Source organism: Halobacillus litoralis (genome assembly GCF_009856355.1).
GTDB lineage: Bacteria > Bacillota > Bacilli > Bacillales > Halobacillaceae > Halobacillus > Halobacillus litoralis_B.
Genome location: NZ_WMEW01000006.1, coordinates 162,490 through 185,693, shown reverse-complemented (window position 1 = coordinate 185,693; position 23,204 = coordinate 162,490). Strand labels below are relative to the sequence as shown.

The 23,204-nt window shown below is 48.2% G+C and carries 23 protein-coding genes, 2 pseudogenes, 1 riboswitch and 1 other annotated feature; of the genes and pseudogenes, 11 read left to right on the top strand and 14 right to left on the bottom strand.

Annotated features, from left to right (window positions below; translation table 11 throughout):
- The first annotated feature begins 75 nt into the window (after nucleotides 1-75).
- On the top strand, nucleotides 76-1,197 hold the full coding sequence (locus tag GLV97_RS10920; protein WP_160889666.1) for an amidohydrolase: 1,122 nt from the start codon (nucleotides 76-78) through the stop codon (nucleotides 1,195-1,197).
- A 45-nt stretch (nucleotides 1,198-1,242) separates the two neighbouring features.
- On the opposite strand, the gene hxlB is transcribed toward GLV97_RS10920, so the two are convergent.
- Nucleotides 1,243-1,800 (bottom strand): 6-phospho-3-hexuloisomerase, encoded by a 558-nt coding sequence (gene hxlB / locus GLV97_RS10915; protein ID WP_160889665.1) that lies wholly within the window; start codon nucleotides 1,798-1,800, stop codon nucleotides 1,243-1,245.
- A gap of 8 nt (nucleotides 1,801-1,808) precedes the next feature.
- A complete protein-coding gene (gene hxlA, locus GLV97_RS10910) occupies nucleotides 1,809-2,441 on the bottom strand; it encodes a 3-hexulose-6-phosphate synthase (protein WP_160838725.1) in 633 nt (210 codons plus the stop codon).
- A gap of 174 nt (nucleotides 2,442-2,615) precedes the next feature.
- Here hxlA and GLV97_RS10905 point away from each other — a divergent pair, with 174 nt between their 5' ends.
- On the top strand, nucleotides 2,616-2,990 hold the full coding sequence (locus GLV97_RS10905) for a winged helix-turn-helix transcriptional regulator (protein ID WP_160838727.1): 375 nt from the start codon (nucleotides 2,616-2,618) through the stop codon (nucleotides 2,988-2,990).
- Here the strand turns inward: GLV97_RS10905 and GLV97_RS10900 are convergent.
- Nucleotides 2,962-3,216 (bottom strand): hypothetical protein, encoded by a 255-nt coding sequence (locus GLV97_RS10900; RefSeq protein WP_160889664.1) that lies wholly within the window; start codon nucleotides 3,214-3,216, stop codon nucleotides 2,962-2,964. The genes GLV97_RS10905 and GLV97_RS10900 overlap by 29 nt on opposite strands.
- A 121-nt stretch (nucleotides 3,217-3,337) precedes the next feature.
- Here GLV97_RS10900 and GLV97_RS19975 point away from each other — a divergent pair.
- The 5 genes and pseudogenes from GLV97_RS19975 to GLV97_RS10880 form a co-directional block, all read left to right on the top strand.
- Nucleotides 3,338-3,496, top strand: a pseudogene (locus GLV97_RS19975) (IS5/IS1182 family transposase); the annotation flags it as partial.
- A pseudogene (locus GLV97_RS10895) lies at nucleotides 3,497-3,787 on the top strand (transposase); the annotation flags it as partial. It lies immediately after the preceding pseudogene.
- A 291-nt stretch (nucleotides 3,788-4,078) separates the two neighbouring features.
- Complete coding sequence (locus GLV97_RS10890) at nucleotides 4,079-4,873, top strand: DUF4397 domain-containing protein (protein ID WP_160838731.1); 795 nt, start codon at nucleotides 4,079-4,081, stop codon at nucleotides 4,871-4,873.
- Between the two features lie 7 nt (nucleotides 4,874-4,880).
- The gene (locus tag GLV97_RS10885) at nucleotides 4,881-5,567 is read left to right on the top strand and encodes a class F sortase (RefSeq protein WP_160841489.1); all 687 of its coding nucleotides are present in this window, start codon (nucleotides 4,881-4,883) and stop codon (nucleotides 5,565-5,567) included.
- Between the two features lie 360 nt (nucleotides 5,568-5,927).
- Nucleotides 5,928-6,476: a GNAT family N-acetyltransferase gene (locus GLV97_RS10880; RefSeq protein ID WP_160838735.1), complete on the top strand. Its 549-nt coding sequence runs from the start codon at nucleotides 5,928-5,930 to the stop codon at nucleotides 6,474-6,476.
- Between the two features lie 154 nt (nucleotides 6,477-6,630).
- Here GLV97_RS10880 and GLV97_RS10875 read toward each other — a convergent pair whose 3' ends face one another.
- The gene (locus tag GLV97_RS10875; RefSeq protein ID WP_160838737.1) at nucleotides 6,631-7,296 is read right to left on the bottom strand and encodes an RsiV family protein; all 666 of its coding nucleotides are present in this window, start codon (nucleotides 7,294-7,296) and stop codon (nucleotides 6,631-6,633) included.
- A gap of 148 nt (nucleotides 7,297-7,444) precedes the next feature.
- Between GLV97_RS10875 and GLV97_RS10870 the strand changes: the two genes are divergently transcribed.
- A complete protein-coding gene (locus GLV97_RS10870; protein ID WP_160838739.1) occupies nucleotides 7,445-7,804 on the top strand; it encodes a Lin0512 family protein in 360 nt (119 codons plus the stop codon).
- 416 nt (nucleotides 7,805-8,220) lie between these two features.
- Here GLV97_RS10870 and GLV97_RS10865 read toward each other — a convergent pair whose 3' ends face one another.
- The 6 genes from GLV97_RS10865 to GLV97_RS10840 all read right to left on the bottom strand — a co-directional run bounded on the left by GLV97_RS10865 (nucleotide 8,221) and on the right by GLV97_RS10840 (nucleotide 13,994).
- Entirely contained in the window at nucleotides 8,221-8,895 is a 675-nt protein-coding gene (locus tag GLV97_RS10865) for a TraR/DksA C4-type zinc finger protein (RefSeq protein WP_160889663.1), read from the bottom strand.
- 431 nt (nucleotides 8,896-9,326) lie between these two features.
- A complete protein-coding gene (locus GLV97_RS10860; protein ID WP_160889662.1) occupies nucleotides 9,327-10,463 on the bottom strand; it encodes a bifunctional cystathionine gamma-lyase/homocysteine desulfhydrase in 1,137 nt (378 codons plus the stop codon).
- A gap of 4 nt (nucleotides 10,464-10,467) precedes the next feature.
- Complete coding sequence (locus GLV97_RS10855) at nucleotides 10,468-11,385, bottom strand: PLP-dependent cysteine synthase family protein (protein ID WP_160889661.1); 918 nt, start codon at nucleotides 11,383-11,385, stop codon at nucleotides 10,468-10,470.
- A 21-nt stretch (nucleotides 11,386-11,406) separates the two neighbouring features.
- Nucleotides 11,407-11,862, bottom strand: a complete 456-nt coding sequence (locus tag GLV97_RS10850) for an S-ribosylhomocysteine lyase (RefSeq protein ID WP_160838747.1) — start codon at nucleotides 11,860-11,862, stop codon at nucleotides 11,407-11,409.
- A 4-nt stretch (nucleotides 11,863-11,866) separates the two neighbouring features.
- Complete coding sequence (locus GLV97_RS10845; protein ID WP_160841486.1) at nucleotides 11,867-12,508, bottom strand: class I SAM-dependent DNA methyltransferase; 642 nt, start codon at nucleotides 12,506-12,508, stop codon at nucleotides 11,867-11,869.
- Nucleotides 12,509-12,881: 373 nt separating this feature from the next.
- Complete coding sequence (locus GLV97_RS10840) at nucleotides 12,882-13,994, bottom strand: DEAD/DEAH box helicase (protein WP_160889686.1); 1,113 nt, start codon at nucleotides 13,992-13,994, stop codon at nucleotides 12,882-12,884.
- Between the two features lie 248 nt (nucleotides 13,995-14,242).
- Here GLV97_RS10840 and GLV97_RS10835 point away from each other — a divergent pair, with 248 nt between their 5' ends.
- The gene (locus GLV97_RS10835) at nucleotides 14,243-14,905 is read left to right on the top strand and encodes a peroxiredoxin (protein ID WP_160889660.1); all 663 of its coding nucleotides are present in this window, start codon (nucleotides 14,243-14,245) and stop codon (nucleotides 14,903-14,905) included.
- A gap of 657 nt (nucleotides 14,906-15,562) precedes the next feature.
- Complete coding sequence (locus GLV97_RS10830; protein ID WP_160889659.1) at nucleotides 15,563-16,750, top strand: M14 family metallopeptidase; 1,188 nt, start codon at nucleotides 15,563-15,565, stop codon at nucleotides 16,748-16,750.
- A 35-nt stretch (nucleotides 16,751-16,785) separates the two neighbouring features.
- Here the strand turns inward: GLV97_RS10830 and GLV97_RS10825 are convergent, their stop codons facing one another.
- The 4 genes from GLV97_RS10825 to GLV97_RS10810 all read right to left on the bottom strand — a co-directional run bounded on the left by GLV97_RS10825 (nucleotide 16,786) and on the right by GLV97_RS10810 (nucleotide 22,240).
- A complete protein-coding gene (locus GLV97_RS10825; RefSeq protein ID WP_160889658.1) occupies nucleotides 16,786-17,133 on the bottom strand; it encodes a hypothetical protein in 348 nt (115 codons plus the stop codon).
- A 444-nt stretch (nucleotides 17,134-17,577) separates the two neighbouring features.
- Nucleotides 17,578-18,954, bottom strand: coding sequence for an argininosuccinate lyase (gene argH / locus GLV97_RS10820; protein ID WP_160889657.1), 1,377 nt, complete (start codon nucleotides 18,952-18,954; stop codon nucleotides 17,578-17,580).
- On the bottom strand, nucleotides 18,947-20,179 hold the full coding sequence (locus GLV97_RS10815; RefSeq protein ID WP_160838761.1) for an argininosuccinate synthase: 1,233 nt from the start codon (nucleotides 20,177-20,179) through the stop codon (nucleotides 18,947-18,949). The genes argH and GLV97_RS10815 overlap by 8 nt, the downstream gene beginning before the upstream one ends.
- Before the next feature lie 54 nt (nucleotides 20,180-20,233).
- Nucleotides 20,234-20,454, bottom strand: a binding site (T-box leader).
- Between the two features lie 130 nt (nucleotides 20,455-20,584).
- A complete protein-coding gene (locus GLV97_RS10810) occupies nucleotides 20,585-22,240 on the bottom strand; it encodes an L-lactate permease (protein ID WP_337194097.1) in 1,656 nt (551 codons plus the stop codon).
- A gap of 171 nt (nucleotides 22,241-22,411) precedes the next feature.
- Nucleotides 22,412-22,456: riboswitch (PreQ1 riboswitch) on the top strand.
- 85 nt (nucleotides 22,457-22,541) lie between these two features.
- Here GLV97_RS10810 and queC point away from each other — a divergent pair.
- The gene (gene queC, locus GLV97_RS10805; protein WP_160889656.1) at nucleotides 22,542-23,204 is read left to right on the top strand and encodes a 7-cyano-7-deazaguanine synthase QueC; all 663 of its coding nucleotides are present in this window, start codon (nucleotides 22,542-22,544) and stop codon (nucleotides 23,202-23,204) included.

Below are 23,204 nucleotides of genomic sequence, written 5' to 3'. Positions count from 1 at the left end.
TTGTTCCTTTTTTTAGAGCCAACAGCATAGAATAAAGTATAATAGAAGTATTACCCTTGGAAAGGCTGTATGTTTATGATGACTATCATTAAGAATGTCCATATTCACCCAATCACCTCCCCTTCTATTCCGAACGGCTCCGTCCACATTATAGACGGGAAGATTCAGGATTATGGAACAGATCTTCCTATTCCTGAACAGGCTGAATGTATCGATGGAAAAGGAATGGACTTGTACCCCGGATTTATTGATGTCCACACCCATCTCGGGCTTTATGATGAAGGGACCGGGTGGGCCGGAAGCGATGCGAACGAAACCATTGAAGCCATCACCCCCCACTTGAGAGCGATTGATGGTGCCCATCCGCTGGATCCTGCCTTTTTTAATGCGCGGAAAGCCGGTGTAACGACCGCCCATATTATGCCCGGGAGCGCCAACATGATCGGCGGGATGACCTCTGTCATCAAAACAGTGGGCCATACGATCAACCAGATGATTCTCCGTCAGACAGCCGGGCTGAAGCTGGCTCTCGGTGAAAACCCGAAGCGCATCCACTCCCAGTCCAAAAATGCGTCCATTACGCGCCTTGGAATAATGGGAACGCTGCGGGAAACCTTTTACGCAGCTATGAAGGATTCGGATCCCGGTCTCCGTGTCCAGCCGATACTCAAAGCGTTGAATAAGGAGATTCCCGTCCGGATCCACGCCCACCGAGCTGATGACATCGTCACGGCCCTCCGGTTTGCGGACGAGTTTGACCTCGACTTAAGAATTGAACACTGTACAGAGGGTCACCTGATTGCTGATGAACTGGCGGGTCGGGACCTGCAGGTGTCGGTCGGCCCGACCTTTACAAGGGCCTCCAAAATTGAGCTGCGTAATAAAACGTGGCAGACGTATAAAATCCTGCACGATTACGGCATCAAAGTATCAATTACGACCGATCACCCCTATACGCCTATCCAATACTTAAACATCTGCGCCGCCCTTGCGGCCAGAGAAGGCATGGAAATTGAAGATGCTCTGCGCGGCATTACCATTACTCCAGCCAAAAACCTTGGTGTGGATGACCGGGTCGGCTCAATCGAAAAAGGAAAGGATGCCGATCTCGTTTTATGGAGCGGCCACCCTTTCGAGTATCTCTCCAAGCCGATCTGGACGATGATTGACGGAAAAATGGTCTATTACCAAGAATAACAGGAAAAGCCTCAGCCGGTAACCGGCTGAGGCTTGTTTGTTCGATCATTCAAGATTGGCATGTCTGCCATACATCGTTTCCGAGTCCAGTCCTTTTTTCTCCATCAGGCCTAAAATCAATGCGTCATATAAAACGAGCATCGTTTGTTCAAATAAGGATCCCATCGGCTGGATCGTACCGAAATTCTCTTGGCCCCGGTCCTTCGGAGCGCCCGGCATTTGAATCGTGAGATCCGCCATTCGTCCAATAGTAGAATCCGCTTGAATCGTTACAGCGGCTGTTTTTCCACCTAAACGCCGGGCTTTCTCTGTGACAGCGGCAAGCGTGGCCGTTTCTCCTGACCCTGATCCGATAATTAAGAGGTCTCCTTCCTCCATCCCGGCCGTGACCGTTTCACCGACCGCATAGGCTTCCAACCCTATATGCATGAGACGCATGACAAAGGACTTCCCCATTAATCCGGACCGGCCGGCTCCCGCAACGAATATCCTTCTGGACTGAAGCATCTGGTTGATCAGCGCTTCCGTTTCTTCGTGAGAGATGAATGAAACACTTTCTTCAAGCTCAGCAGTGATTTTCTTCATATAAGCTTGTACATTCATAGAGCTCTTCAGCCTTGGTTGATAAGCTCTTTGATTTGCTTGGCCGCAGCTGCTTGATCATCCTGCCCGGTGATCCCACCGCCGACAATGATCAGATCAGGGTTGTGGTTGATCACTTCCGGAAGGGTTTCAAGCTTGATGCCGCCCGCAATTGCGGTTTTCGCATGTTTAACCACTTTTTTAATAGCGGCAAGGTCCTCGAAGGAATCCTTTCCAACGGCCTGGAGATCATAACCTGTGTGGACACAGATATAATCCACTCCAAGCTGATCCAATTCTCCGGCGCGGGTTTCTATATCCTGAACGGCAATCATGTCAGCAAGGATCTGTTTGCCTTGGTTCTTCGCTTCCTTAACCGCTCCTTTGATGGATTCGTCTTCAGCAGCCCCAAGGATGGTAATGATGTCTGCACCGGAAGCAGACGCCTGGCTGACTTCGTAACCCGCCGCATCCATAATTTTAAGATCGGCAAGAACGGTCATATCCGGGAAAGCTTTCTTCACTTCTTTTACAGCCTTCAAACCTTCGTTTATGACGACAGGCGTTCCGATTTCTACAACATCGACGTGGCTTTCCACTTCCTTCACCACTTCAATCGCTCCGTTGATATCTACAAGGTCTAATGCTAGTTGTAATTTCATCTATACTCGACTCCTTTTTATAAATTACGCTCAGCCTCAGGTTAAAAACTTTACGCTGTGGCACAGGGATTAGTATACTCAGCCTATTGATACAAAAAAAGTACGCATTTTTTTCTCACGTAGTGAAAAAAAGTATACTGCCCCCTCGACTTTTATATAGAAAGGAAGAGCATGATGCCGAATTTGGGAGAACGATCATTCAACTGTGAAAAAGAATTAACTTTAGCCATTATAGGTGGAAAGTGGAAAATGCTGATTCTCTGGCATTTAGGTAAGGAAGGTACGAAACGATTCGGAGAGCTTAAATCTCTTATGCCCGGGATCACCCAGCGGATGCTCGTCCATCAGCTCCGAGAACTTGAGGCCCACGAAATCATTCACAGGGAAGTGTACCCTGTCGTCCCGCCGAAAGTGGAATATTCATTGACCAGACATGGGGACAGCCTCCTTCCCATTTTAGATGCGATGTACGACTGGGGAAGGAATTATGTCGATGAGGTGCTGGACGGAAAAAATGACTTCACGATAGCAGAGGATCACAGCGGATAAAGAAAAACAGACATCCATAAGGCAATCTCAAAAAAACACCGGCTAACTTCGTGGCCACTGAAAAACTCCTTTTCCTATCAAGAGAAGTGGTTAAAGGTTGTTGTTGATTCTCACGAATCGCTTGTCGATGGATGCTTGCCGCGGGCACGGCCTCAGCTAACTTGGTCAAGAAGATCACTTGACCAAGTGGATCTTCGGCTCGCGCTGTTCCCGCAGGCGTCACCATCGAACGCTCATCGTGGAATCAACGGTGGCCTATCTAAAAATAGTGATTTTCTTTGATTTATAAAAGAAAATCACTATTTTTTCTTGTACAATGAAAAGAATACATAAAAGTGAGGGATTCCATGTTAGACCGTCAATTATCCATGAATTTAAGTCAGTACGAAGGGCTTTACGATATGGTGGTCCCTAAGGACCACCTTCTTCGGGAAATCAACGACCTTATAGACTTTTCCTTCGTTTACGACGAACTGAAGGACAAATACTGTCATGATAATGGACGGAAACGTTGTCCCCTTCAGGAAGGATGTTATAAACCTGGAGCCAAAACGAAGAGTTACTCCGTCAGTCTAAAATCAGAAACACATAAAAATCAACTCGCCTTTCAAAACAGTGAGAATTTCAAACAAAGGGCTAAAGAACGGTATAAAATTGAAGCGAAGAATAGTGAATTAAAGCATAGACACGGATATGAGGTTGCCTCATCTTCGGGTCTCGAAGGCATGCGCCTTCAAGGCGCCATGGCGATTTTCACAGCGAATGTGAAACGAATCGTGAAACTAATGAAGGAATAGAAAGGGTAAGCCTCATGAAAATAGAAGAAAAGCGGATTGCATGGACTATTTTATCCATACAATCCGCTTTTTTGAATTCTACCTTTCACAAATCCTCAGTTTTTCAGTGGCCTCGCTAACTTCCCCGGTGTTTTTTTTGCACATTCATGACAAATATAATGTTTCGAATTCAAACTTTAAGGCAATAGGTAGACTGTAACAAAACTTGTACAAAAGTTACACAAAATTGTATGAATTCGATATTTTTTGCCTTCCCGGCAATGAATATAAAAAATCAAGGGAGTGGAATGAATGAAGAAATTGTTATCAAGTCTTGCTGCTGTTGTTTTGATTTTTGGAATGTTCGCCCCGGCTGTTTTCGCAGACCATCACGAGGAAGCTATGCTCCGTGTCGTACACGCTTCACCTGATGCACCTGCGGTTGACGTATACTTAAATGATGAAGCCGCTGTAGAAGGAGCTGAGTTCAAAGCAGCTACCGATTATATGAAAGTTCCTGCTGGAGAACATACCGTTGAAATTTATGCAGCCGGTACAAAAGGTGAACAAGACCCTGTCATCTCCACAAACGTGACCGTGGAAGCAGGTAAAGCTTACACAGCAGCAGCTGTTGATAACCTTGATAACCTTCAGTTGAAAGCTTTGGAAGATTCCATGGAAGCAAGTGAAGATATGGCTGAAATCCGTGTTGGACACTTCATTCCTGAAGCACCAGCCGTTGATGTAGGCCCAATTGATGGAGACGCGGTCTTCTCTGGTGCCGAATTCCCAATGGTAACCGATTATAAGGAACTTGAAGCTGGAACGTATGACCTTGAAGTACGCACAACAGATGGGACACAGCTGATTGACCTTTCCGGAACAGCTCTGGAAGCAGGTAATGTCTATAGTGCATTTGCCGTAGGAACGGCTGATAACCCTGAAGTGATCCTTCTTCAAGATTCATCCGCCATGCCTTCTGATATGCCGGAAACTGGTTTCGGTGGAATGGATCAAACATCCAATGCCCTTCTATATGCCGGTATCCTGGGTCTGGCAGCAGCAGGTGCTGGTGTATTCCTGACACGCAGAAAATCTGAAGCATAAACCAAACATGAAACGAGTCTTAACCCCTGTCATCCTCGGTCTTTTCGTTTTCTTCGCAAGCTATTTCCTGCTTAGCGAAGAACCCTTGAAAGAGGCCGGGGTTCTTTCTACCTCCAGCCAGGATGAGTTCATGAAAGAAACAAAGGCAGGAGAAAAAGAAGCTCGGGACGCTCTTGAAAACGAGCCGATTCAGCAGAATTACACCCCCGCAGCCACCGTATCTCCGGATAAGCAGCAGGGCATCGAGCCGAAGCGGATTGAAATTCCGGCCATTGAAGTCAATGCCCCCATCCAGGCACTGGGGTATACCGATGAAGGTGGAATGGCGGTTCCTGCTAATTTGACGGACACAGGCTGGTTTGAACCCGGGACAAAACCAGGGAACCAGGGGAATTCCGTTATTGCCGGGCACGTAGATGGGAGAAGCGGCCCCGCGGTATTTTTTGATTTAAAAGAACTGTCACAGGGCGATGAGATTTACCTTTACGATGATGAAGGAACCCGCCTGACGTTCACAGTGGAAAAGACAGCGTCCTATCCTTTTCAAGATTCCCCGATCCGCGAACTTTTCGGTCCTTCCAGTGACCAGAGATTAAACTTAATTACCTGTACAGGATCGTATAACCAGGAAGCCTCCACTTACTCGGAGCGGCTGGTAGTCTTTACAGTTCTCACCGAAATAGAAGACGTTTAGGAAGCATCCTTTCCTGAATAGGAGGGTGCTTTTTTATGTTTTTTCTGCGCAGGACAACCAGAAGATCCTTATGTCCGTTTATGAAGAAACAAGGAAAAAATTTCATTGCAACTTTACAATTATTTTATTCACTTTTTTACGGTTTTGGATTATTATAAGTTTAGATGATTCTTTATAAGTTTCTGTTTTAGGGAAGGCAAATGGTGCGCCACCAGTAGCTTTACTGGTTCTAGTGGGTTCGATTCCCACCCCGGATTTTTGTGAGCAATTGATAAAAATTCGAGGGGGGGTTCGAACCAGCCAGGAATGGTTCTTTCCTATGCACACGAACCCCCCTCCTCATCCAAGGAGGGATTTTTTATGCTGAAAAAGCGTGAGCTGCATGATGCCCCGGTTTTGTTCGATTTGATGAGTCACCCTGAAGTTTTTCCATATGTCCGCCATAAAGCTTCATCAAGTGATGAGTTTTACTTTCTAACAAAGCAGACCATAGAAGCAGAGGATCGGGGTGAAATGGTTTCACGTACGATCCTGGATGAGTGGGCCCAGCCAATTGGAACAATCAATCTGTTTGATATACAAGAAGGTAGAGGATTCTTAGCCACTTGGATCGGCCGGCCGTATTTCGGTATGGGATACAACAAGCCTGCCAAGGAAGCCTTCTTTGAAGAGTTGTTCTTCCAGCTCGATATTCAGGCGGTCTTTATGAAAATCCGCCGTACAAATATCCGTTCCATGAAAGCCGCACTCAAAATTCCGTATGTATCCTGTGCCAATGAAGATTATCCGGATGTTTATGAATGGATCAACCACAGCGATGATGTTTATGACCTATATGTCATCACAAAAGAGCAGTACTTGTTCCATTATTATGGAGAGCAGAATAGTGAGGAAATGATGGAAGCATAAGCAGAGCGCTTATGCTTCTTTTTTGTGGAGAATGTTATCCACAATGTTGTGCACAATGTGAATAACATTCTGAATAATCCCTAAATAAACAACATTCCCATCATTCCATATGTGTACAAAAACAATACCACGGCTGTGGATGGTGTGCATAAACTCATGTGACAGATGGAATGGGAACCTGCGGGGCGTTGATTTCTGTTTTCAAAAGGCCTTTTATAGGAACAGGAACTTCTGGTGTTCCGTGGACACCTGCAGCCACCTCGAACTTATTGAAGATAAGCACAAGATGCTCATCTTTAATGTAAAAAGCCGTATTCTCCCGGACCCCTGCGAATGGCTGTTCAGCACGAAGATCCGGATCAGCATCCAATACTTTTTTCACTTCCTTATTCAGTTTCCCCATATCAAACAGATCCTGCAGCTTTTTCACTTCACCGCCTGTCCTGTCTTCAAAGTTAACCGAAGTCACCGTTGAATTGTATCGGTTCCCACGGGAAATGTGGGAAGTCATAATGACGGAATAGAAGTTTTTTTCCTGATAAACGGCGGACTCTTCGTAATACAAATAGGGAACTCCTGTAAAGTCAGCCGCTCCCTTCTGTACCCGGCCTGCGGTATGCTCGAGCTTTTGGATGATCCTGTGGTTGACGATGTTCTGCAGCTCTTCGTTCTCAAGGTTTGTAAACAAAGGATAGTCCGCGTGAACCTCCCAATCCTCCGCCACTTTATCTTTGTGCATGATCTTATATAAACTTTCCGCTGAAACAGCTTCTGATGTGATCAGGATCAACATCAGAGCCATTACCCATAATCGCTTCACTGTCCATCCCTCCTGTACCATTAGTTTGACCTAAATAGGTGAAACTAATGGACGGGAAAGAAATTTTTATCCGCCGGTCTTTATCCAAATCCTTTTTGGATCATCCGGGTGCTGTGATACGATACAAGAAGAAAGGTGGGGAAATGTAATGGATCAACTAATGTTTATACAAACCGGCATGGGAACGGATGTGCACGGACAGAACGTGACAAAGGCAGCGGTCAGAGCGGTCAAAAATGCTATTCACACCAATTCAATGCCCGGCATCCGGACCGTCCTGCCTGAACAATCGCTGGACAACATGAAAATCAATGTCAAACTGGCTGTCCCCCGCGATTTCGATCAGCTGGACCATGAGGAAGTGAAAAAAGCCATTCCATTCGGCGAAGTGAATATCACCGTCATGGAAGGCGGCATGGTTACAAGCAGCGGCATCTTTCTTGAAGAAAAAGAAGACAAAAATGATTTGATGTACATCGTAAACGCTGCCGTTGAAGTCGGTTATTAATCAAAAGAAGGCCCGGGAGTTTACCCGGGCCTCAAGCTTGAAGAGGAACCTTATTTCCAGTGAAAAAAGTGGTCATCAATACTTGGCCACAGATAGAGTTTTTCACGTGAGCAGCAGTAACGCATCCTGTACTGTTCTTTTGAAAAGGCGGAAGGTCTTTTTCATCATAGAGTAAAGCTGTTTCCCACAAGTATCAGCAAGAGGAGCGTTCGGTGGTGACGCCTGCGGGAACAGCGCGGACCGAAGATCCACTTGGTCCAATGGTTTTCTGGAGCAAGTCAGCTGAGGCCGTGCCCGCGGCAAGCATCCGCCGATAAGCGAAACGCCCCCTCAACACCACACACGGCCAATTCTAACTGGATAACACAGATTTTTCTACAGACTGAGGCCCGGGAGCTTTCCCGGGCCTGTCTCCTTTAATGCTCCTCTTCTCTCTCATCCATATCATCCATGTATTTATCGTAATGCTCATTTCTTTGAAAAGAGACATCTTCCGCCCCTGTATACCCGTTCATATCCGTCGACACGAACGACTCAAATTCTTCTGCATAGCCGACGCCGTCCTGATTATCGATAAGGGACGAATCATCATAGGTCATGCTGCTTTGGTTAAAGGAAGCCACCTGTTCATAGGCATTTTGTTCATTATATTCCGGATCATCCGTGTCTCTTCCATAGGCATTCTCCAGATGAGTCAAAACGTCCTGTTCGACCGGAGGATCCGAGGGAACCTCCTCATTCGGTGATGCTTCAGCAGTGGTTCGTGCCGTCGGGAGTGCTTCCAGACGCTCTGCAGGAATCTGTTTCCCTGTTACTTCACAAATGCCGTACGTACCGTCATTCATCTGCTGCAATGAATACTCAATGTCCTGTAGTTCTTCTTTATAGTGGGCAAGCAGAGCCATATCCTTCTCCCTTTCATACAGCTCTGTCCCAGAATCAGCAGGATGATTGTCGTACTGCGACAATTCCCCTGAGGCCATATCACTTGCAAATCCCCGTTTAAGGCCATACTGATCCTCATCCATCATCCGCTGTTCCAATTCCTTTTTCCGGTCTTCCAACTGCTTTTTATATTGGGTATAATCCATGTCATTCCACTCCTGATTGGTAGTCCCTGTTAGTTTGACACTCCCTTCTTTTCCTATACAAAAAGAGAGTGCTCTAATAAGAGCACTCCGTCAGCTTGGAGCGAAGCCCCACGCAAGCCGCAGTAACCTAGCCTGTACTGTTTTTTGAAACGGCGAAGGAGCTATGCTTACCTTTCCCTATTATCATAGCGTAAAGTTGTTTTCCACAGGCACCGGGACGAGGAGCGTTCGGTGGTGACGCCTGCGGGAACAGCGCGGACCGAAGATCCACTTGGTCAAAGGGTTTATTGACCAAGTTAGCTGAGGCCGTGCCCGCGGCAAGCATCCACCGATAAGCGTAACGTGCCCTCTCAACACGCCATTCGGACCATTCACGAATTTTTTCTACAGACTGAGGGAGTGCTCTAATAAGAGCACTCCCTCTTTTTTGGTTATTTTCTTAAGGCTTGGAGGAAATCTTCCTTCAAATCTTCAATATCTTCCAACCCGATGGACACACGGACAAGACCAGCAGTAATACCAAGCTCATCCCGGCGGTCTTCAGGGATGGACGCGTGCGTCATTTGGGCAGGGACAGAAATCAGACTTTCCACGGCTCCAAGACTCTCTGCCAATGTAAAGTAGTTCACATGGCGGAGCACCTGGTCCGCTTTTTCAGCACTGCCGACGTCGAAGCTGATCATGCCGCCGTTTCCACGCGCCTGGCCGCTGTGAACGTCATGACCTTTATGCGAAGAAAGACCCGGGTAGTAAATGTCGGTCACTTCCGGGAGTTCCTGCAGAAACTCGACGAACTGGCGGGTATTTTCTTCAATTTCCTCCATACGGATGCCGAGCGTTTTTATTCCTCGCATTAACAGCCAGGAATCCTGAGGACCGAGGATACCACCGGATGAATTCAACACAAAGTGAACGTCTTCGGCGAGTTCTTCAGAATTCACGACGACAAGCCCTGCGACAACATCACTATGTCCGCCCAGATATTTCGTCGCACTATGAAGAACGATGTCCGCACCGTGCTCCAAAGGGTTCTGCCAGTATGGCGTACTGAACGTATTATCCACGATGAACGTTAAGTCATGCGTTTTCGCTAACTCGGCTGTTCGATCAAGATCCGTAATTTTCAAAAGCGGATTCGTCGGAGTTTCGACGTATACGGCTTTTGTACGATCCGTGATCGCGGCTTCAATATTCGCTGTATCACTCGTGTCCACGAAGCTTGCTTCCAGGCCGAAGCGGTTGATCACTTGGGAGACGAGGCGGTACGTACCGCCGTACACATCGTCTGTGAAAATAATATGATCTCCGTGATTGAACGTCATCAGCACCGCCGTAATGGCTGCCATCCCTGATCCGAACGCAAATCCGCGGTGCCCGCCTTCCAGATCCTTAATGAGTTCTTCCAAGGCAAAACGGGTCGGGTTGCCTGTTCGCGAATATTCATACCCGCGGTGCTGTCCCACACCATCCTGAGCATAGGTGCTGACCTGATAGATCGGCACACTGACCGCTCCTGTTTTTTCATCGCCTGTTATTCCACCGTGAATCAACTGCGTTTTTTTCCTCATGCTATCACTCCTCGTATATTCCTTGGCTTAAATACCGTTCACTGCTGTCTGGAAAAATGGTGACAATCCGGGCACCTGGCTCCGCCTGTTCCGCTTCCCTGAGCGCTGCCTCAAATACAGCCCCGGAAGAACTCGCCACAAACAGCCCCTCGTTGAGAGCCAGCTCTTTCACACGGGCAAAGGCATCCTCATCCGAAATCGTGTGAATGGCATCAAAGTAATCGGTATCCATATAAAAGGGTAGAAACTCCATACCGATGCCTTCGGTACGGTGTGATCCGGCTTCTCCGCCATTCAAAATGGACCCCTCCGGTTCAACGATGACCGTTTTAATCGAAGGGTCCTGCTCTTTCAAGTAACGTGATGTCCCCATAAAGGTGCCTCCTGTTCCGGCCCCTGCTATGAAGACATCGACGTCCCCATCAAGGTCTGAATAAATTTCCGGCCCAATGGATTCGTAATAAGCGTCCGGGTTGGCCTGGTTGTTGAACTGCTGCGGACTGAATGCATCCGGAATCTGCTCACACAGCTCCGCTGCTTTATCAATCGCGCCTCTCATGCCCTCAGCTGTCGGCGTATTGACCACTTCTGCTCCAAGAGCCCTCATCAGCGTCTGCTTTTCTACACTGAACTTCTCCGGTGTGACAAAAATCACCCGGAAGCCTTTTCCTATGGCAGCAAGAGCGACGCCGATCCCTGTATTGCCTGCGGTCGGTTCCACAATGGTCCCGCCGGGCTTCAGCAGATCACGTGCTACAGCATCCTCAATCAGTTTTAAACCCAGGCGGTCTTTGATACTACCGCCTGGGTTCATGAATTCAAGCTTGGCAAATATACGGGCTTGATTCGGGATGGCTGAATGAGTGAGTTCAATCATAGGTGTCTGCCCAATCAAAGATTGGATATTCTTCACGTAGCCCATCGCATTCTCATCTCCCGTTTTTTAAAAAACTTCCGTCCATTCGTCTCGCTTGTTCAGAAGCTCGCGGGCAAGCTCCTGTGCCCCTTCCAGGCTGTGGCTGGCCGCAAAACCGCACTGAACTTCGTTGCAGGCCGGTACTTCTTCTGCTTCCAATACATCCTGAAGCGTCTTTTCAATGACATTCAGGATATTGTCATAGCTGTCATCATTCAATACCGCAATATAAAAACCGGTCTGGCATCCCATCGGTCCGATATCAACGATACGATCATGATGGTTCCGGCTGTTTTCTGCCATCAGATGTTCAAGAGAATGAAGGGCCGGCATGTTCATGTGTTCCTGGTTCGGCTGCTTGATACGCAGGTCATATTTGTAGATCTTATCTCCCTTTTCTCCTTCGGTCACACCAACAAGGCGTACATAAGGCGCTTTGACTTTCGTATGATCAAGGTTGAAGCTTTCTACGTTCATAGGCATAAGATCATTCTCCTTTTTCCGCCTGGATAAGCCAGGCATATTTGTTAATTTGTTCAAACGATACCTCAAATCCTGCTTCCACAAACATCTCTCTTATCTCTTCTAGATAAGGGTAGTACTCTTCCTGCAAATCCTGCGCTAAATTCAAGAATCCTGCCTGTTCTGCTTCCTTAATCAAAGCGTGCTTATGGGCTTCATCCTTGAAGAGTGTATCGATAAAAATCACCTGGCCGTCTTCTTCGAGACGCTGATGAAAGTCGACAATAGCCGCTTTCTTCTCTGAAGAAGTCAAGTGATGAAAAGCAAACGAGCTGACAATGGAACGTATTGGCGATTGAAGCATAGGGTATTCCAGGAAATTCCCTTCGTAAATCGCTGCTTCGGGACATTTCACTTTGGCAATTCTCCGCATTTCCGAAGAAGGCTCCACGCCCAGTACCACTTTGTTCTGGTCGACCATTTTTCTTGTCAGGTTGGCCGTTCCTACTCCGAATTCCAATACGGGAGATAAAGAGAGCTTGGCTAAACGCTCCAGCATTTCCTCGTAACCATCGAAGACTTCTCTATATTCTGGATCTTTTCCTGCTACTGTATCATCATATGAACTCGCCCATTGATTAAATAGGTCGACGAATTCCATTCCCATTGCTTCATCTCTCCCTATAATTTATAATCCCAATGCGTTTACTCGGAATTACATTAATAATGTATCATATTTCTGAGGATTCTACAACGGTATAGGTCTATGACCCATTTTTCTGCTGCTGATTATCCTTCCTCAGCCGGCGACTGGCTGTATGATATTCCAATAAGTCAGAGGAATATCGGTAAAGCATTGATATTCCAGGGCTTTATCAGTTGTAACCGTTCGAACGGCCTCCTAATCATCCAGCTGGTCTCGTGCCGAATCCGGATGGATGCTGAGATGGTAATCGGCATAACGAATATTATTTTTCACCTATTAAATTTTTCAAGACAAACGAAAGCGGAGGCTGCCCTGGGGCATCCTCCGCTTCTGGTCACTCTTTCTCCCTCTTCCCCGGGGAAAGGCTGTCTAGCGATCTGCGTTCGAGTTTCTGCTTCGTTTGTTTTTCAATTATGTTCAGCATCTGCTTATCCTTGGGAGCCGCGAAGGTGATGGCGAGGCCTTTTCCTCCTGCTCTTCCTGTACGCCCGATGCGGTGGATATAGCTGTCAGCATCCTGGGGAATGTCGTAGTTAAAGACATGGGTGACTCCTTCTACATCGAGACCCCTCGCGGCTACATCAGTGGCCACCAAATACTGGATGTCCGCTTCCCGGAACCGTTTCATCACTTTCTGCCGCTTCGCCTGAGTGAGATCTCCGTGCAGTTCATCACTGAGGAAGCCTTCAGCGAGCAGCGCGTCGTTTAATTTCTTCGCCCGGCGTTTCGTCCGGCAGAAGATGACAGCAAGGAATGGGCGGTGTTCCTGCATGATCGTAATCAAAGCATCCTGTTTGGCTCTGTCTGTTGTTTGATACAGCAGCTGCTTAATATGCCCGATGGTCTCTTTTTCCGGCTTGACGTGAATCGTTTTCGGTTCACGGAGCATTTCACGACCGAGTTTTTTCACAGTAGACGGCAGCGTTGCCGAAAACAGCATCGATTGTCTGTCTGGATTCGTTTGATCCAGTATGTCCATAACATCTGGATAGAAGCCGGCTTCCAGCATTTGATCCGCTTCATCGATGACAAGATAATCAACTTGGTTGAGGTCGACCGTTTCCCGACGCAGATGATCCAGCAGCCGGCCTGGTGTCGCTACAATGATATGAACCGTTCCTTCAAGCTTATGCAGCTGTTTGATCGTATCCTGTCCCCCATAAACCGGAAGCACATGAACCCCTTCCGGAGCGAGGCGCTTCGTCTCCTCTGTAATCTGCAGCGCCAGTTCCCTTGTCGGTGATATAATCAACGCCTGCACGTGAGGCTTGGATGGATCCATTTTCTCTAAGATTGGCACGACAAAGGCAAACGTCTTTCCCGTTCCTGTCTGTGCCTGTCCCATAACATCCTGTCCGTCCATAATAACCGGGACCGCCTGTTCCTGGATGGGGGTGGGCACGGCAATGCCCTGTTTCTTCAAACGATCAATCATTTCCCGGGACATACCCAGTTGTTCAAAAGTTTTTTTCACTACTTATCCTTCTTCCTTCAATAAAATCTTCCTGCATGAACACCTTCCCGCAGTATACCTGAAAAAACACCTTTCCACCTCCTTCTTTAAGAAAATCCATAAAAATTCCGGTTCTTCTTATAGGGGCAGACTTTTGGTTCATTCTCCCTCAAATAAGATTAAGCGCTGTCATATGTGGTATGAGACATACAGAAATACATTCATATCAAGGAGGAAAAATGATGGCTCAGTTTAATACAGAAGTTTCCCAGGTCACGATGCCCAGAATCGGGGACCGTGCCCCTTATTTTGAGGCGCCCACCAACCATGGAAATATCAGTTTGAATGATTACAAAGGAAAATGGCTCGTGCTGTTTTCCCACCCTTCCGATTTCACACCCGTCTGTACTACGGAATTTGTCGGCTTTCAGGAAATTTATCCGGACCTGCATCAGCTGAACACCGAACTGCTTGGATTAAGTGTGGATTCCGTCAACTCCCATATCGCCTGGATCCGCAGCATTGAAGAAAATTTCAACACGTCCATTGAATTCCCGGTCATTGCCGATCTGGATAAGGAAGTGTCCATGAAGTACGGCATGATTATGCCGGGAGAAAGCCAGGTGGAGACGAGTCGTGCTGTCTTCGTTATTGATGACCAGCAGAAGATTCGTTCCATCATCTATTACCCTCTTACGACAGGCCGGAATATGCAGGAAATTCTGCGTCTCGTCAAAGCTCTGCAGACGACGGATGAGCATGGTGTTTCCACACCCGCGAACTGGCAGGAAGGGGACAAGGCTGTTGTATCTCCGCCTAAATCCCAGGAGGAAGCTGCCAAGCGCTCCGAACAGGAGGATATTGACTATATCGATTGGTATATTTCCAAAAAAGACATTAAATGATGGAACAGCTGCCCACGATGGGCAGTTCAGCTTGTAGAGAAACCCTTGTTTCTTTACAAGCTTTTTTCTTTCTTACCGCCAGGAGCGAAAGCCCCTTCCCTTTCCGCGGACGAGCGTCCGAGCTTCCTCGCAAACCCCACGCTCGGCGATCCCGGCCCACTCGTTCTTCCGCAGGAGTGGAAGGGGCACCGCTCCTTGGGAATGCTTTTTCATATTCCGGGAGTCAGCCGTCATCAGCGCCTGTGCTCTCCCTTTTTCTTTTCCACGCAGGCGGTAACAGCGCAGCCCATGCTGTTCTTTTGAACATGCGAATCTGCTTAGTGCACAATCTCTCTCTTATATATGCTAACGTTGGCACGAGGAGCGTTCGGTGGTGACGCCTGCGGGAACAGGAAGAGCCGAAGATCCACTTGGGCAGGTGGGTTTCTTGACCAAGTAAGCGGAAGCCGTGCCCAAGGCAGGCATCCGCCGATAAGTGGAACGTGCCCTCTCAACACGACATGCGGACAACTCTAACTGGTTAACTCAGGCTTTTCTACAGTCAAAGCTGCCCCCGATGGGCAGCTGTTTTTTCTTTGGTGGAGGCTTCCCTTTTCATGCCGGACGAGGACAATCCATATACATAGAATAAAGCATTTCTGCTAAGGGGGAATTATGTTGGACGTACAGGTAAGAAAAGGAGATACACTCTGGTATTACGCCGGGCTTTTCAATGTTCCTCTCCCACTGCTCTTGGATTCCAATCCCGGCCTCTCTCCTGAGACCCTTCAGATCGGAAGTCCCATTCAGATTCCCGGCTGGCGCACCTCTACACACATCATCGAACAAGGCGACACCTTATGGAAGCTGGCCGGCGAGACCCGCCTCTCCCTGGATGCACTGTTTCTGTTAAATCCGAATGAAGATCCAGGGCGTCTTCAAGTGGGAGACCCTCTTCTTATTCCGGAGCGTGTAACAAACCGGGTGGTCAACGGGAACCGCCCCTATACGTATACAGCTTTGACAGGAGATCTCCAGGCGCTGTTTAAGCTTTATCCATTTATACGAACGTCCGTCATCGGTCAGTCGGTCATGGGAAAAGAACTTCAGGAACTGCGCATCGGACGAGGAAATGAGAGCGTTCACTGGAACGGATCCTTTCATGCCAACGAATGGATTACAACCGGAGTGATCATGCAGTTTTTAAATGATTATTTACTTGCCCTGACCAACAAAGAGCCGATTCGCGGAATGGATGTCCAGCCGTTCTATAATCGAATCCGCCTGTCTATCGTACCCATGGTCGATCCGGATGGTGTCGATCTCGTCCTGAACGGGCCGCCGGAAGGAGCATTCGGCGAAACTGCGCTCTCTATAAATGAGGGAAGCCGGGACTTTTCCGGTTGGAAAGCGAATATCCGCGGCGTGGATCTCAATAACCAGTTCCCGGCTAAATGGGAAGTCGAAGCAGAGCGTAAGCCGAAAGCCCCTGCTTTCCGGGATTTTCCCGGCTATGAACCTTTAAGTGAACCGGAAGCCGTGGCGATGGCCGGGCTTGCCCGCCAGAGAAACTTTTCAAAAATGCTCGCTTTTCATACGCAGGGAGAAGTCATTTACTGGGGCTATGAGGGGCTTGAGCCTCCCCGGTCGATGACGATCGTGAAAGAGTTCAACCGGGTGAGCGGCTATGAGCCGATTCGTTTCGTAGACAGCTATGCCGGATACAAGGACTGGTTCATTCAGGATTTCCGCCAGCCGGGGTTTACTGTGGAACTCGGACAGGGAGTCAACCCGCTTCCACTTGAACAGTTTGATGAAATCTACCAGGAATCCATCGGCATTTTCCTGGCCAGCCTCTACATGTAAAAAAACCCCGTGCGGGAAGAGCCCCCGCACGGGATTTATTCATCATCAAGGTCATTTCGGTTCATATGCCCGTTGTGATCTTTAATGACCCCAACGGCTCGTTCATACTCTTCCTCCTTCACGGAAAAATGGAGTACATGGGTCAAATGCCTTTTATCGGATAGGGCTTCCTCACGGTCGTGCTTTGGAGTGATGACCTCTGTAAAATTGAATGTCCCGCCGCCTGTATTGGCAGAGCCTGCTACAGGGACAACCGGGGTCAGGTCCACATCCCCCGGAATGGCCTCCACCATTTCCCGCTGGACGGATAACGACTGCAGATCGGCTTTGGCGCTTTCGGCATCATTTTCTGTCTGGAAATAAGCTTGAACGGTTTTAGACATCGTTTTCTTCCTCTCTAAATATAGTTGATATGGATATAGTATCCTTAAGGAAACCCTTTCAAACCTCCATACAAAAAGAGCACCTATCATCTCGACAAGCGGCCCTATGTCGTTGTGAATGGTCACGAGCCGTTTATCGGTGGATGCTTGCCGCGGGCACGGCTTCAGCTAACTTGGTCAAAAAGATCACTTGACCAAGTGGATCTTCAGCCCGTGCTGTTCCCGCAGGCGTCACCACCGAACACTCTTCGTAACCTGATCGAATGATGAACAGAAAACCCTCTATACATCATGCAACATCACAGGAGAAAAAAACTGGAGCCCTGAAGTCCATCAAAAAAGGCTGCCGAAAAAGTCTTCGACAGCTTTTTTCAATAGGATTCAAAAATGTGCACAAGTACAACACTTTGAAAACAAAAATGTTCTCTACAGGCTGAGCACCTCTTACTCGTAGAGGTGCTCTTTTGCTGTTTTAATCTGAACATGAACCTGTTCGAAGCCGGTGCCGCCTTCACTGTTCCTTGCAGCGACCACGTGTTCCGGAGCGAGCTTGTCATATATATCGTCTTCAAACAACTCAGAAAACTGCTGGTACTCCTCTATGGAGAGATCCAGAAGATAGCGTCCTTCCTGAATGGCGTACAACACAATCTTTCCGATCACTTCATGAGCCTGACGGAATGGCATGCCTTTGACAGCCAGATAATCGGCAATGTCAGTGGCATTGGAGTAATCCTCTTTCACTGCTTTTTTCATTTCCCCTGCCTTCACTTCCATTGAATCCAGCATAGGAGCAAGCAGCGCCAGTGCCCCCTCCAAAGTGTCGACCGTGTCGAACATGCCTTCCTTATCTTCCTGCATATCCTTATTGTAGGCGAGCGGCAGGCCTTTCAGGAGGGTCAGCAGCCCCATCAGGTTCCCATATATACGTCCCGTTTTTCCGCGCAGCAGCTCTGGAACGTCCGGATTTTTCTTCTGAGGCATGATGCTTGATCCTGTACAGAATTCATCATCAAGCTCAACAAAGTTGAATTCTTCACTGCTCCATAAAATCAATTCCTCAGAAAGACGGGAAATATGAGTAATCATAATCGATGAAATCGACAGAAACTCTAGAATAAAGTCCCGATCGCTCACTGCATCGAGGGAGTTTGGGTATACTTTTTCAAAGCCTAGAAGATCCGCGCTCATCTGCCTGTCAATCGGATACGGTGTCCCGGCAAGCGCTGCAGCTCCAAGGGGAGACCAGTTGATCCGCTTCAAGCTGTCCTGCAGACGGTCTTTGTCACGTTCAAACATCCAGAAGTAGGCGAGCACATGGTGGGCGAAGGAAATCGGCTGGGCCCGCTGCAGATGGGTATAGCCCGGCAGGATCGTTTCTACATTCGATTCCGCCTGCCCCAGCAGAGCCGTCTGGACTTTTTCCACAAGCTCAATGATGGCCTCCGTTTTTTCACGGAGGTAAAGATGCATATCGGTGGCGACCTGGTCATTCCGGCTTCTTCCGGTGTGGAGCTTCCCTCCGACAGGACCGATTTCTTCTATTAAAAGCTTTTCGATATTCATATGAATGTCTTCATCCGCTACGGAATATTCCACATCATCGTTTTCGATTTTCCCTTGGATGGTGTGGAGCCCGCGGATAATCTGGTTTTTCTCTTCATTGGAAATAATGTCACAGTGAGCGAGCATCTCCACGTGAGCGAGACTTCCTTTGATATCCTGGAGGGCCAGCTTTTGATCAAAGCCGATCGAAGAGGTATACTCTTCGACCAGCTGATTGGTTGGTTTCGTAAAGCGTCCGCCCCACAGCTTACTCATTGACCTTCACCGCTGCCTGATCGATCAACTTCTTTTTATGCACATCAGCGTGGACTTTTGTCGGCAGTCCCCACAGCTTGATGAAACCGACCGCTGCGTTGTGATCAAAAGCATCTTCCTTGGAATACGTGGACAACTCTTCATTGTAAAGACTAACCGGTGACTTCTTCCCGATGACGATGGCATGGCCTTTAAATAATTTCACTTTCACTGTTCCAGTGACCACCTGCTGGGTCGTTTCCACGAAGGCGGACAGTGCCGGCTGAAGCGGAGAATACCAAAGACCGTCATAAATCATCTTGGACAACTGCTGATCCACGTTCGTTTTGTACTGGGATACTTCACGGGTCAGTGTAAGGAATTCCAGTTCTTTATGGGCGTTGATCAAAATCATCGCTGCCGGATTTTCGTACACTTCTCTTGATTTGATTCCGACTAAACGGTTTTCGGTATGGTCGATTCTTCCGACACCATGCAGACCACCGAGTTCATTCAGCTTTTCAATCAATGGCACAATGTCCATTTCTTCCCCGTTCAGGGCAACCGGCTTCCCTTCCTTGAAATCGATATCAAGGATTTCAGGTGTATCCGGTGTTTTCTCCAGCGGGTTGGTCCAGGCGTAAGCTGCTTCCGGTGCTTCCTCCCATGGATCCTCCAGGACACCGGCTTCGCATGCGCGTCCCCAGATATTGGCATCTATGGAAAACGGATTTTCCAGATTCACCGGAATAGGAATTCCTTTTTCTTCGGCATACACGATCTGTTCATCACGGGTCATGCCCCACTCTCTGACAGGAGCAATGACTTCAAGCTCCGGATTCAGCGCCTGAATGGAAACTTCGAAACGAACCTGGTCGTTCCCTTTTCCTGTACAGCCGTGGGCGACTGCCACCGCACCCTCCTGTTCTGCAACTTCTACAAGAAGCTTGGAAATGAGCGGACGGGACAAGGCAGAAGATAATGGATACTTGCCTTCATACAAGGCATTGGCTTTCAAAGCAGGCATCAAATACTCCTCGGCAAGAATTTCTTTGGCATTGACCATAATCGCTTTGATTGCTCCGACATCCAGCGCCTTCTGGCGGATGGCCTCAAGGTCCTTCCCTTCTCCAACATCAAGCCCGAGTGCAATGACATCATATCCGTATTTCTCCTGAATCCACTTTACAGAAATTGAAGTATCCAATCCACCAGAATATGCTAATACTACCTTTGGTTTTGTCATTTTAACGTCCTCCTCCATATTTTTGTCCATTAAAAAACCCGTCTCCTACTACTCGTAAGAGACGGATTTTATCATTAACATCCGCGGTGCCACTCTCATTGTCTATGAAACATAGACCAACTCAATACTGATAACGGGGGATCCCGGTTCCGGCTACTCGCGTTCACCAAACTTCTCGGAAGTGCGTTTCCCTATGAATGGTCATCAGGCTTCCACCAACCCCGACTCGCTGTAAGACCGGCATTCATACGTACTTTCTTCGTCTTCGAATGTATTTTTATTATTTATTGTTTATAATTATACAAAATATACAGAGGAAGTCAACAAGCAAATCTAAAAAACTTTACTTTTATTCTGCGAAAACGGCCCGCTGTCTGGTGGACCGTTTTCACGTCTGTGCCTGAATTAAAAGAGATAGACGGCTGCCATCCCGAGCATCCCTGCCATCAATACATACAGGAGCATAGGAATCATTGTCAGGCGGATGATTGTTCCTTCCTCACCGACGAGGTTTACGACAGAAGCAGCGGCTACAACATTGAGGATGCACACCATGTTCCCCGCATTGGAACCGAGCACTTGAAGGGCTGTCACCTGCTGCTGGGCCACCTGGATTTGATCCGCTACACTGAACTGGAATAAAGAAAACATCATGTTGCTGAACGTCGCACTTCCGGATATGAAGGAACCAAGCGCACCAATCACAGGGGCGGCCAGCGGCCACGCTTCTCCGACAGAAGCAGAAACGACCTCGGCAAGCTCCATCGGCATGCTGGCAAGGCCGGCATCATTGACGCCGGAGTTAATGAAGATCCGAACCATTGGAACAGCTGTGCCCAGGGCTATGGCACTCCCCACCATGGTATGCGTGGACGTTTTCAATGTTGCCAGCACTTCTTTCTTTCTCATCCTGTGATAAAAAATGGTGAACAGGACAGCTGCGGCGAAGATCGTCCCAGGCAGATAGAACGGCTGAAAAGAAGTTGTGATGCCTGTTCCTAAAATATCGTCCCATGTCACAGAGACAGAGGTCAGCCAGCTTTTCAGAGGAAGAACATTCACACGGGTCAGAACGAGCAGGACAGCGACAACGATGTAAGGCGCCCAGGCTTTGTATAAAGGCATGGTGACAGCGTTGGCGCTGATTTCCTCCATCGCTTCCCCTTCCTCCCTTTTTCCAAAGTCCCAGGGTTCATCCGGAAGAAGAAATCCTTTTTTAGCCGCCGGAACGACGACCGCCAAGCCGACAAGACCCCCGATGATAGACGGAAATTCCGGTCCAAGGAGATGAACGACAAGTAAAGCTGGAATCGTAAAGCTCACACCTGCAAAAAGGGCAAACTTCCAAATCTCAAGACCTTCTTTAAACGAGCGATTCTCACCGAAGAGCTTTGTCAGAATCAGGACGAGAACGAGAGGAATAAAACTGCCGATAAACAAGTCCATCAGAACAGCCGATTGAGCCACCTCATAAACAAACTGCGTTAACGTCTGATTTCCAAGGGCCTGCTGCACCGGTTCGGCTACAGCCGCCCCCTGCCTCAACCCTTGATCCACGCCGACAATTAAAGGTGTACCGACGGCACCAAAAGACACAGCACTGCTGTCCGCGATCAAAGCAAGAGAGACTGCGGCGAGCGCTGGAAAACCGAGGGTCAGAAGCAAAGGCGCAGCAATCGCAGCAGGCGTTCCAAATCCGGCTGCCCCTTCAATAAAGGAACCGAACAGCCAGGCGATGATAATCAGCTGGACCCTGCGGTCACTCGTAATACCGGAGAAACCTGTCCGAATCACCCCGAGTGCGCCGCTGTTTTTCAACGTGTTCAATAGAAGCACCGCCCCGAATACAATCCACAAAATAGACAGGGCGATCATGGTCCCCTCAAGGGAAGCCGCCGCAGCCCTGACTAAAGGAACCTTCCAAATGAAGACGGCGGTTACAGCAACGATAAGAAGACTGACCGGCATGGCCCGGACGGCCGGAAAGCGGAATAAAACGAGTAGAATAAAGACAGCAGCAACCGGCATCAGTGCCGTGATTAGTTGAAGAAATGTCATCATACCCACACCTTTACCTCTTGATACCTTAATTATATCGGAAAAGGATGGAAAAGAGAGTGACTACTTTGTGAAACATTTCACAATATACTTATTAGGAATCTTAGAAATTTCTGTTTCCCTCTGCAGAGATGTGATACAATGGCAGATAGTTTCATAAAATCTGCTGAATAAGCAGGAGAGGTTCTAGCGACACCCTCTATAAAAAACTAAGGATGGAACTGTACCTTGCCTTAGGTGCGGTTTTTTTATGGTTTTGGGTGTGTAGAATTCTCTTTTTCATGATTGAAAGGAGAATTTTTTTATGGAAAAAAATAAGAAAGCCGTCGTCGTGTTCAGCGGCGGGCAAGACAGCACGACCTGCCTTTTCTGGGCTTTAGAACAGTTTGATCACGTGGAAGTGGTCACTTTTGACTATAATCAGCGTCATAAACAGGAAATCGAAGTGGCAGAGGAGATCGCCGGAGACCTGGGTGTCCGACAGCATGTGCTCGACATGTCTCTGTTAAATCAGCTTGCACCAAACGCTCTGACCCGGGACGATATCGAAGTGAAGGACGGAGAAGACGGAGAACTTCCTTCCACGTTCGTACCAGGAAGAAATCTTCTTTTCCTATCTTTCGCTACCATTCTCGCACGTCAGATTGGTGCCAAGCACATTATTACTGGTGTATGTGAAACGGACTTCAGCGGGTATCCCGACTGCCGCGATGTGTTTGTTAAATCGTTGAACGTTTCCCTTAACCTGTCGATGGACGATGAATTCGTCATCCATACCCCGCTCATGTGGCTGGATAAAGCGCAGACGTGGAAAATGGCCGATGACCTGGACGCCTTTTCCTACGTACGCGAAAAAACACTCACCTGCTATAACGGTGTCCGTGGTGACGGATGCGGAGAGTGCCCGGCCTGCCAGCTGCGCAGACAGGGACTTGAAAATTACCTCACTAAGCGGAAGGAGGCGTGA

Excerpts from the sequence above, each read along its gene's own strand:
- GLV97_RS10840 (WP_160889686.1), bottom strand. The coding sequence starts at position 13,994 with ATGTCCCGGGAAATGATTGATCGTTTGAAGAAACAGGGCATTGCCGTG.
- GLV97_RS10855 (WP_160889661.1), bottom strand. The coding sequence starts at position 11,385 with ATGGGCTACGTGAAGAATATCCAATCTTTGATTGGGCAGACACCTATG.
- hxlB (WP_160889665.1), bottom strand. The coding sequence starts at position 1,800 with ATGAATGTACAAGCTTATATGAAGAAAATCACTGCTGAGCTTGAAGAA.
- GLV97_RS10885 (WP_160841489.1), top strand. The coding sequence starts at position 4,881 with ATGAAACGAGTCTTAACCCCTGTCATCCTCGGTCTTTTCGTTTTCTTC.
- GLV97_RS10920 (WP_160889666.1), top strand. The coding sequence starts at position 76 with ATGATGACTATCATTAAGAATGTCCATATTCACCCAATCACCTCCCCT.
- GLV97_RS10890 (WP_160838731.1), top strand. The coding sequence starts at position 4,079 with ATGAAGAAATTGTTATCAAGTCTTGCTGCTGTTGTTTTGATTTTTGGA.
- GLV97_RS10845 (WP_160841486.1), bottom strand. The coding sequence starts at position 12,508 with ATGGGAATGGAATTCGTCGACCTATTTAATCAATGGGCGAGTTCATAT.
- argH (WP_160889657.1), bottom strand. The coding sequence starts at position 18,954 with ATGAGTAAGCTGTGGGGCGGACGCTTTACGAAACCAACCAATCAGCTG.
- GLV97_RS10825 (WP_160889658.1), bottom strand. The coding sequence starts at position 17,133 with ATGTCTAAAACCGTTCAAGCTTATTTCCAGACAGAAAATGATGCCGAA.
- GLV97_RS10835 (WP_160889660.1), top strand. The coding sequence starts at position 14,243 with ATGGCTCAGTTTAATACAGAAGTTTCCCAGGTCACGATGCCCAGAATC.
- queC (WP_160889656.1), top strand. The coding sequence starts at position 22,542 with ATGGAAAAAAATAAGAAAGCCGTCGTCGTGTTCAGCGGCGGGCAAGAC.
- GLV97_RS10880 (WP_160838735.1), top strand. The coding sequence starts at position 5,928 with ATGCTGAAAAAGCGTGAGCTGCATGATGCCCCGGTTTTGTTCGATTTG.
- GLV97_RS10900 (WP_160889664.1), bottom strand. The coding sequence starts at position 3,216 with ATGGTGACGCCTGCGGGAACAGCGCGAGCCGAAGATCCACTTGGTCAA.
- GLV97_RS10905 (WP_160838727.1), top strand. The coding sequence starts at position 2,616 with ATGCCGAATTTGGGAGAACGATCATTCAACTGTGAAAAAGAATTAACT.
- GLV97_RS10850 (WP_160838747.1), bottom strand. The coding sequence starts at position 11,862 with ATGCCTATGAACGTAGAAAGCTTCAACCTTGATCATACGAAAGTCAAA.
- GLV97_RS10810 (WP_337194097.1), bottom strand. The coding sequence starts at position 22,240 with ATGATGACATTTCTTCAACTAATCACGGCACTGATGCCGGTTGCTGCT.
- GLV97_RS10870 (WP_160838739.1), top strand. The coding sequence starts at position 7,445 with ATGGATCAACTAATGTTTATACAAACCGGCATGGGAACGGATGTGCAC.
- GLV97_RS10865 (WP_160889663.1), bottom strand. The coding sequence starts at position 8,895 with ATGGATTATACCCAATATAAAAAGCAGTTGGAAGACCGGAAAAAGGAA.
- GLV97_RS10815 (WP_160838761.1), bottom strand. The coding sequence starts at position 20,179 with ATGACAAAACCAAAGGTAGTATTAGCATATTCTGGTGGATTGGATACT.
- hxlA (WP_160838725.1), bottom strand. The coding sequence starts at position 2,441 with ATGAAATTACAACTAGCATTAGACCTTGTAGATATCAACGGAGCGATT.
- GLV97_RS10860 (WP_160889662.1), bottom strand. The coding sequence starts at position 10,463 with ATGAGGAAAAAAACGCAGTTGATTCACGGTGGAATAACAGGCGATGAA.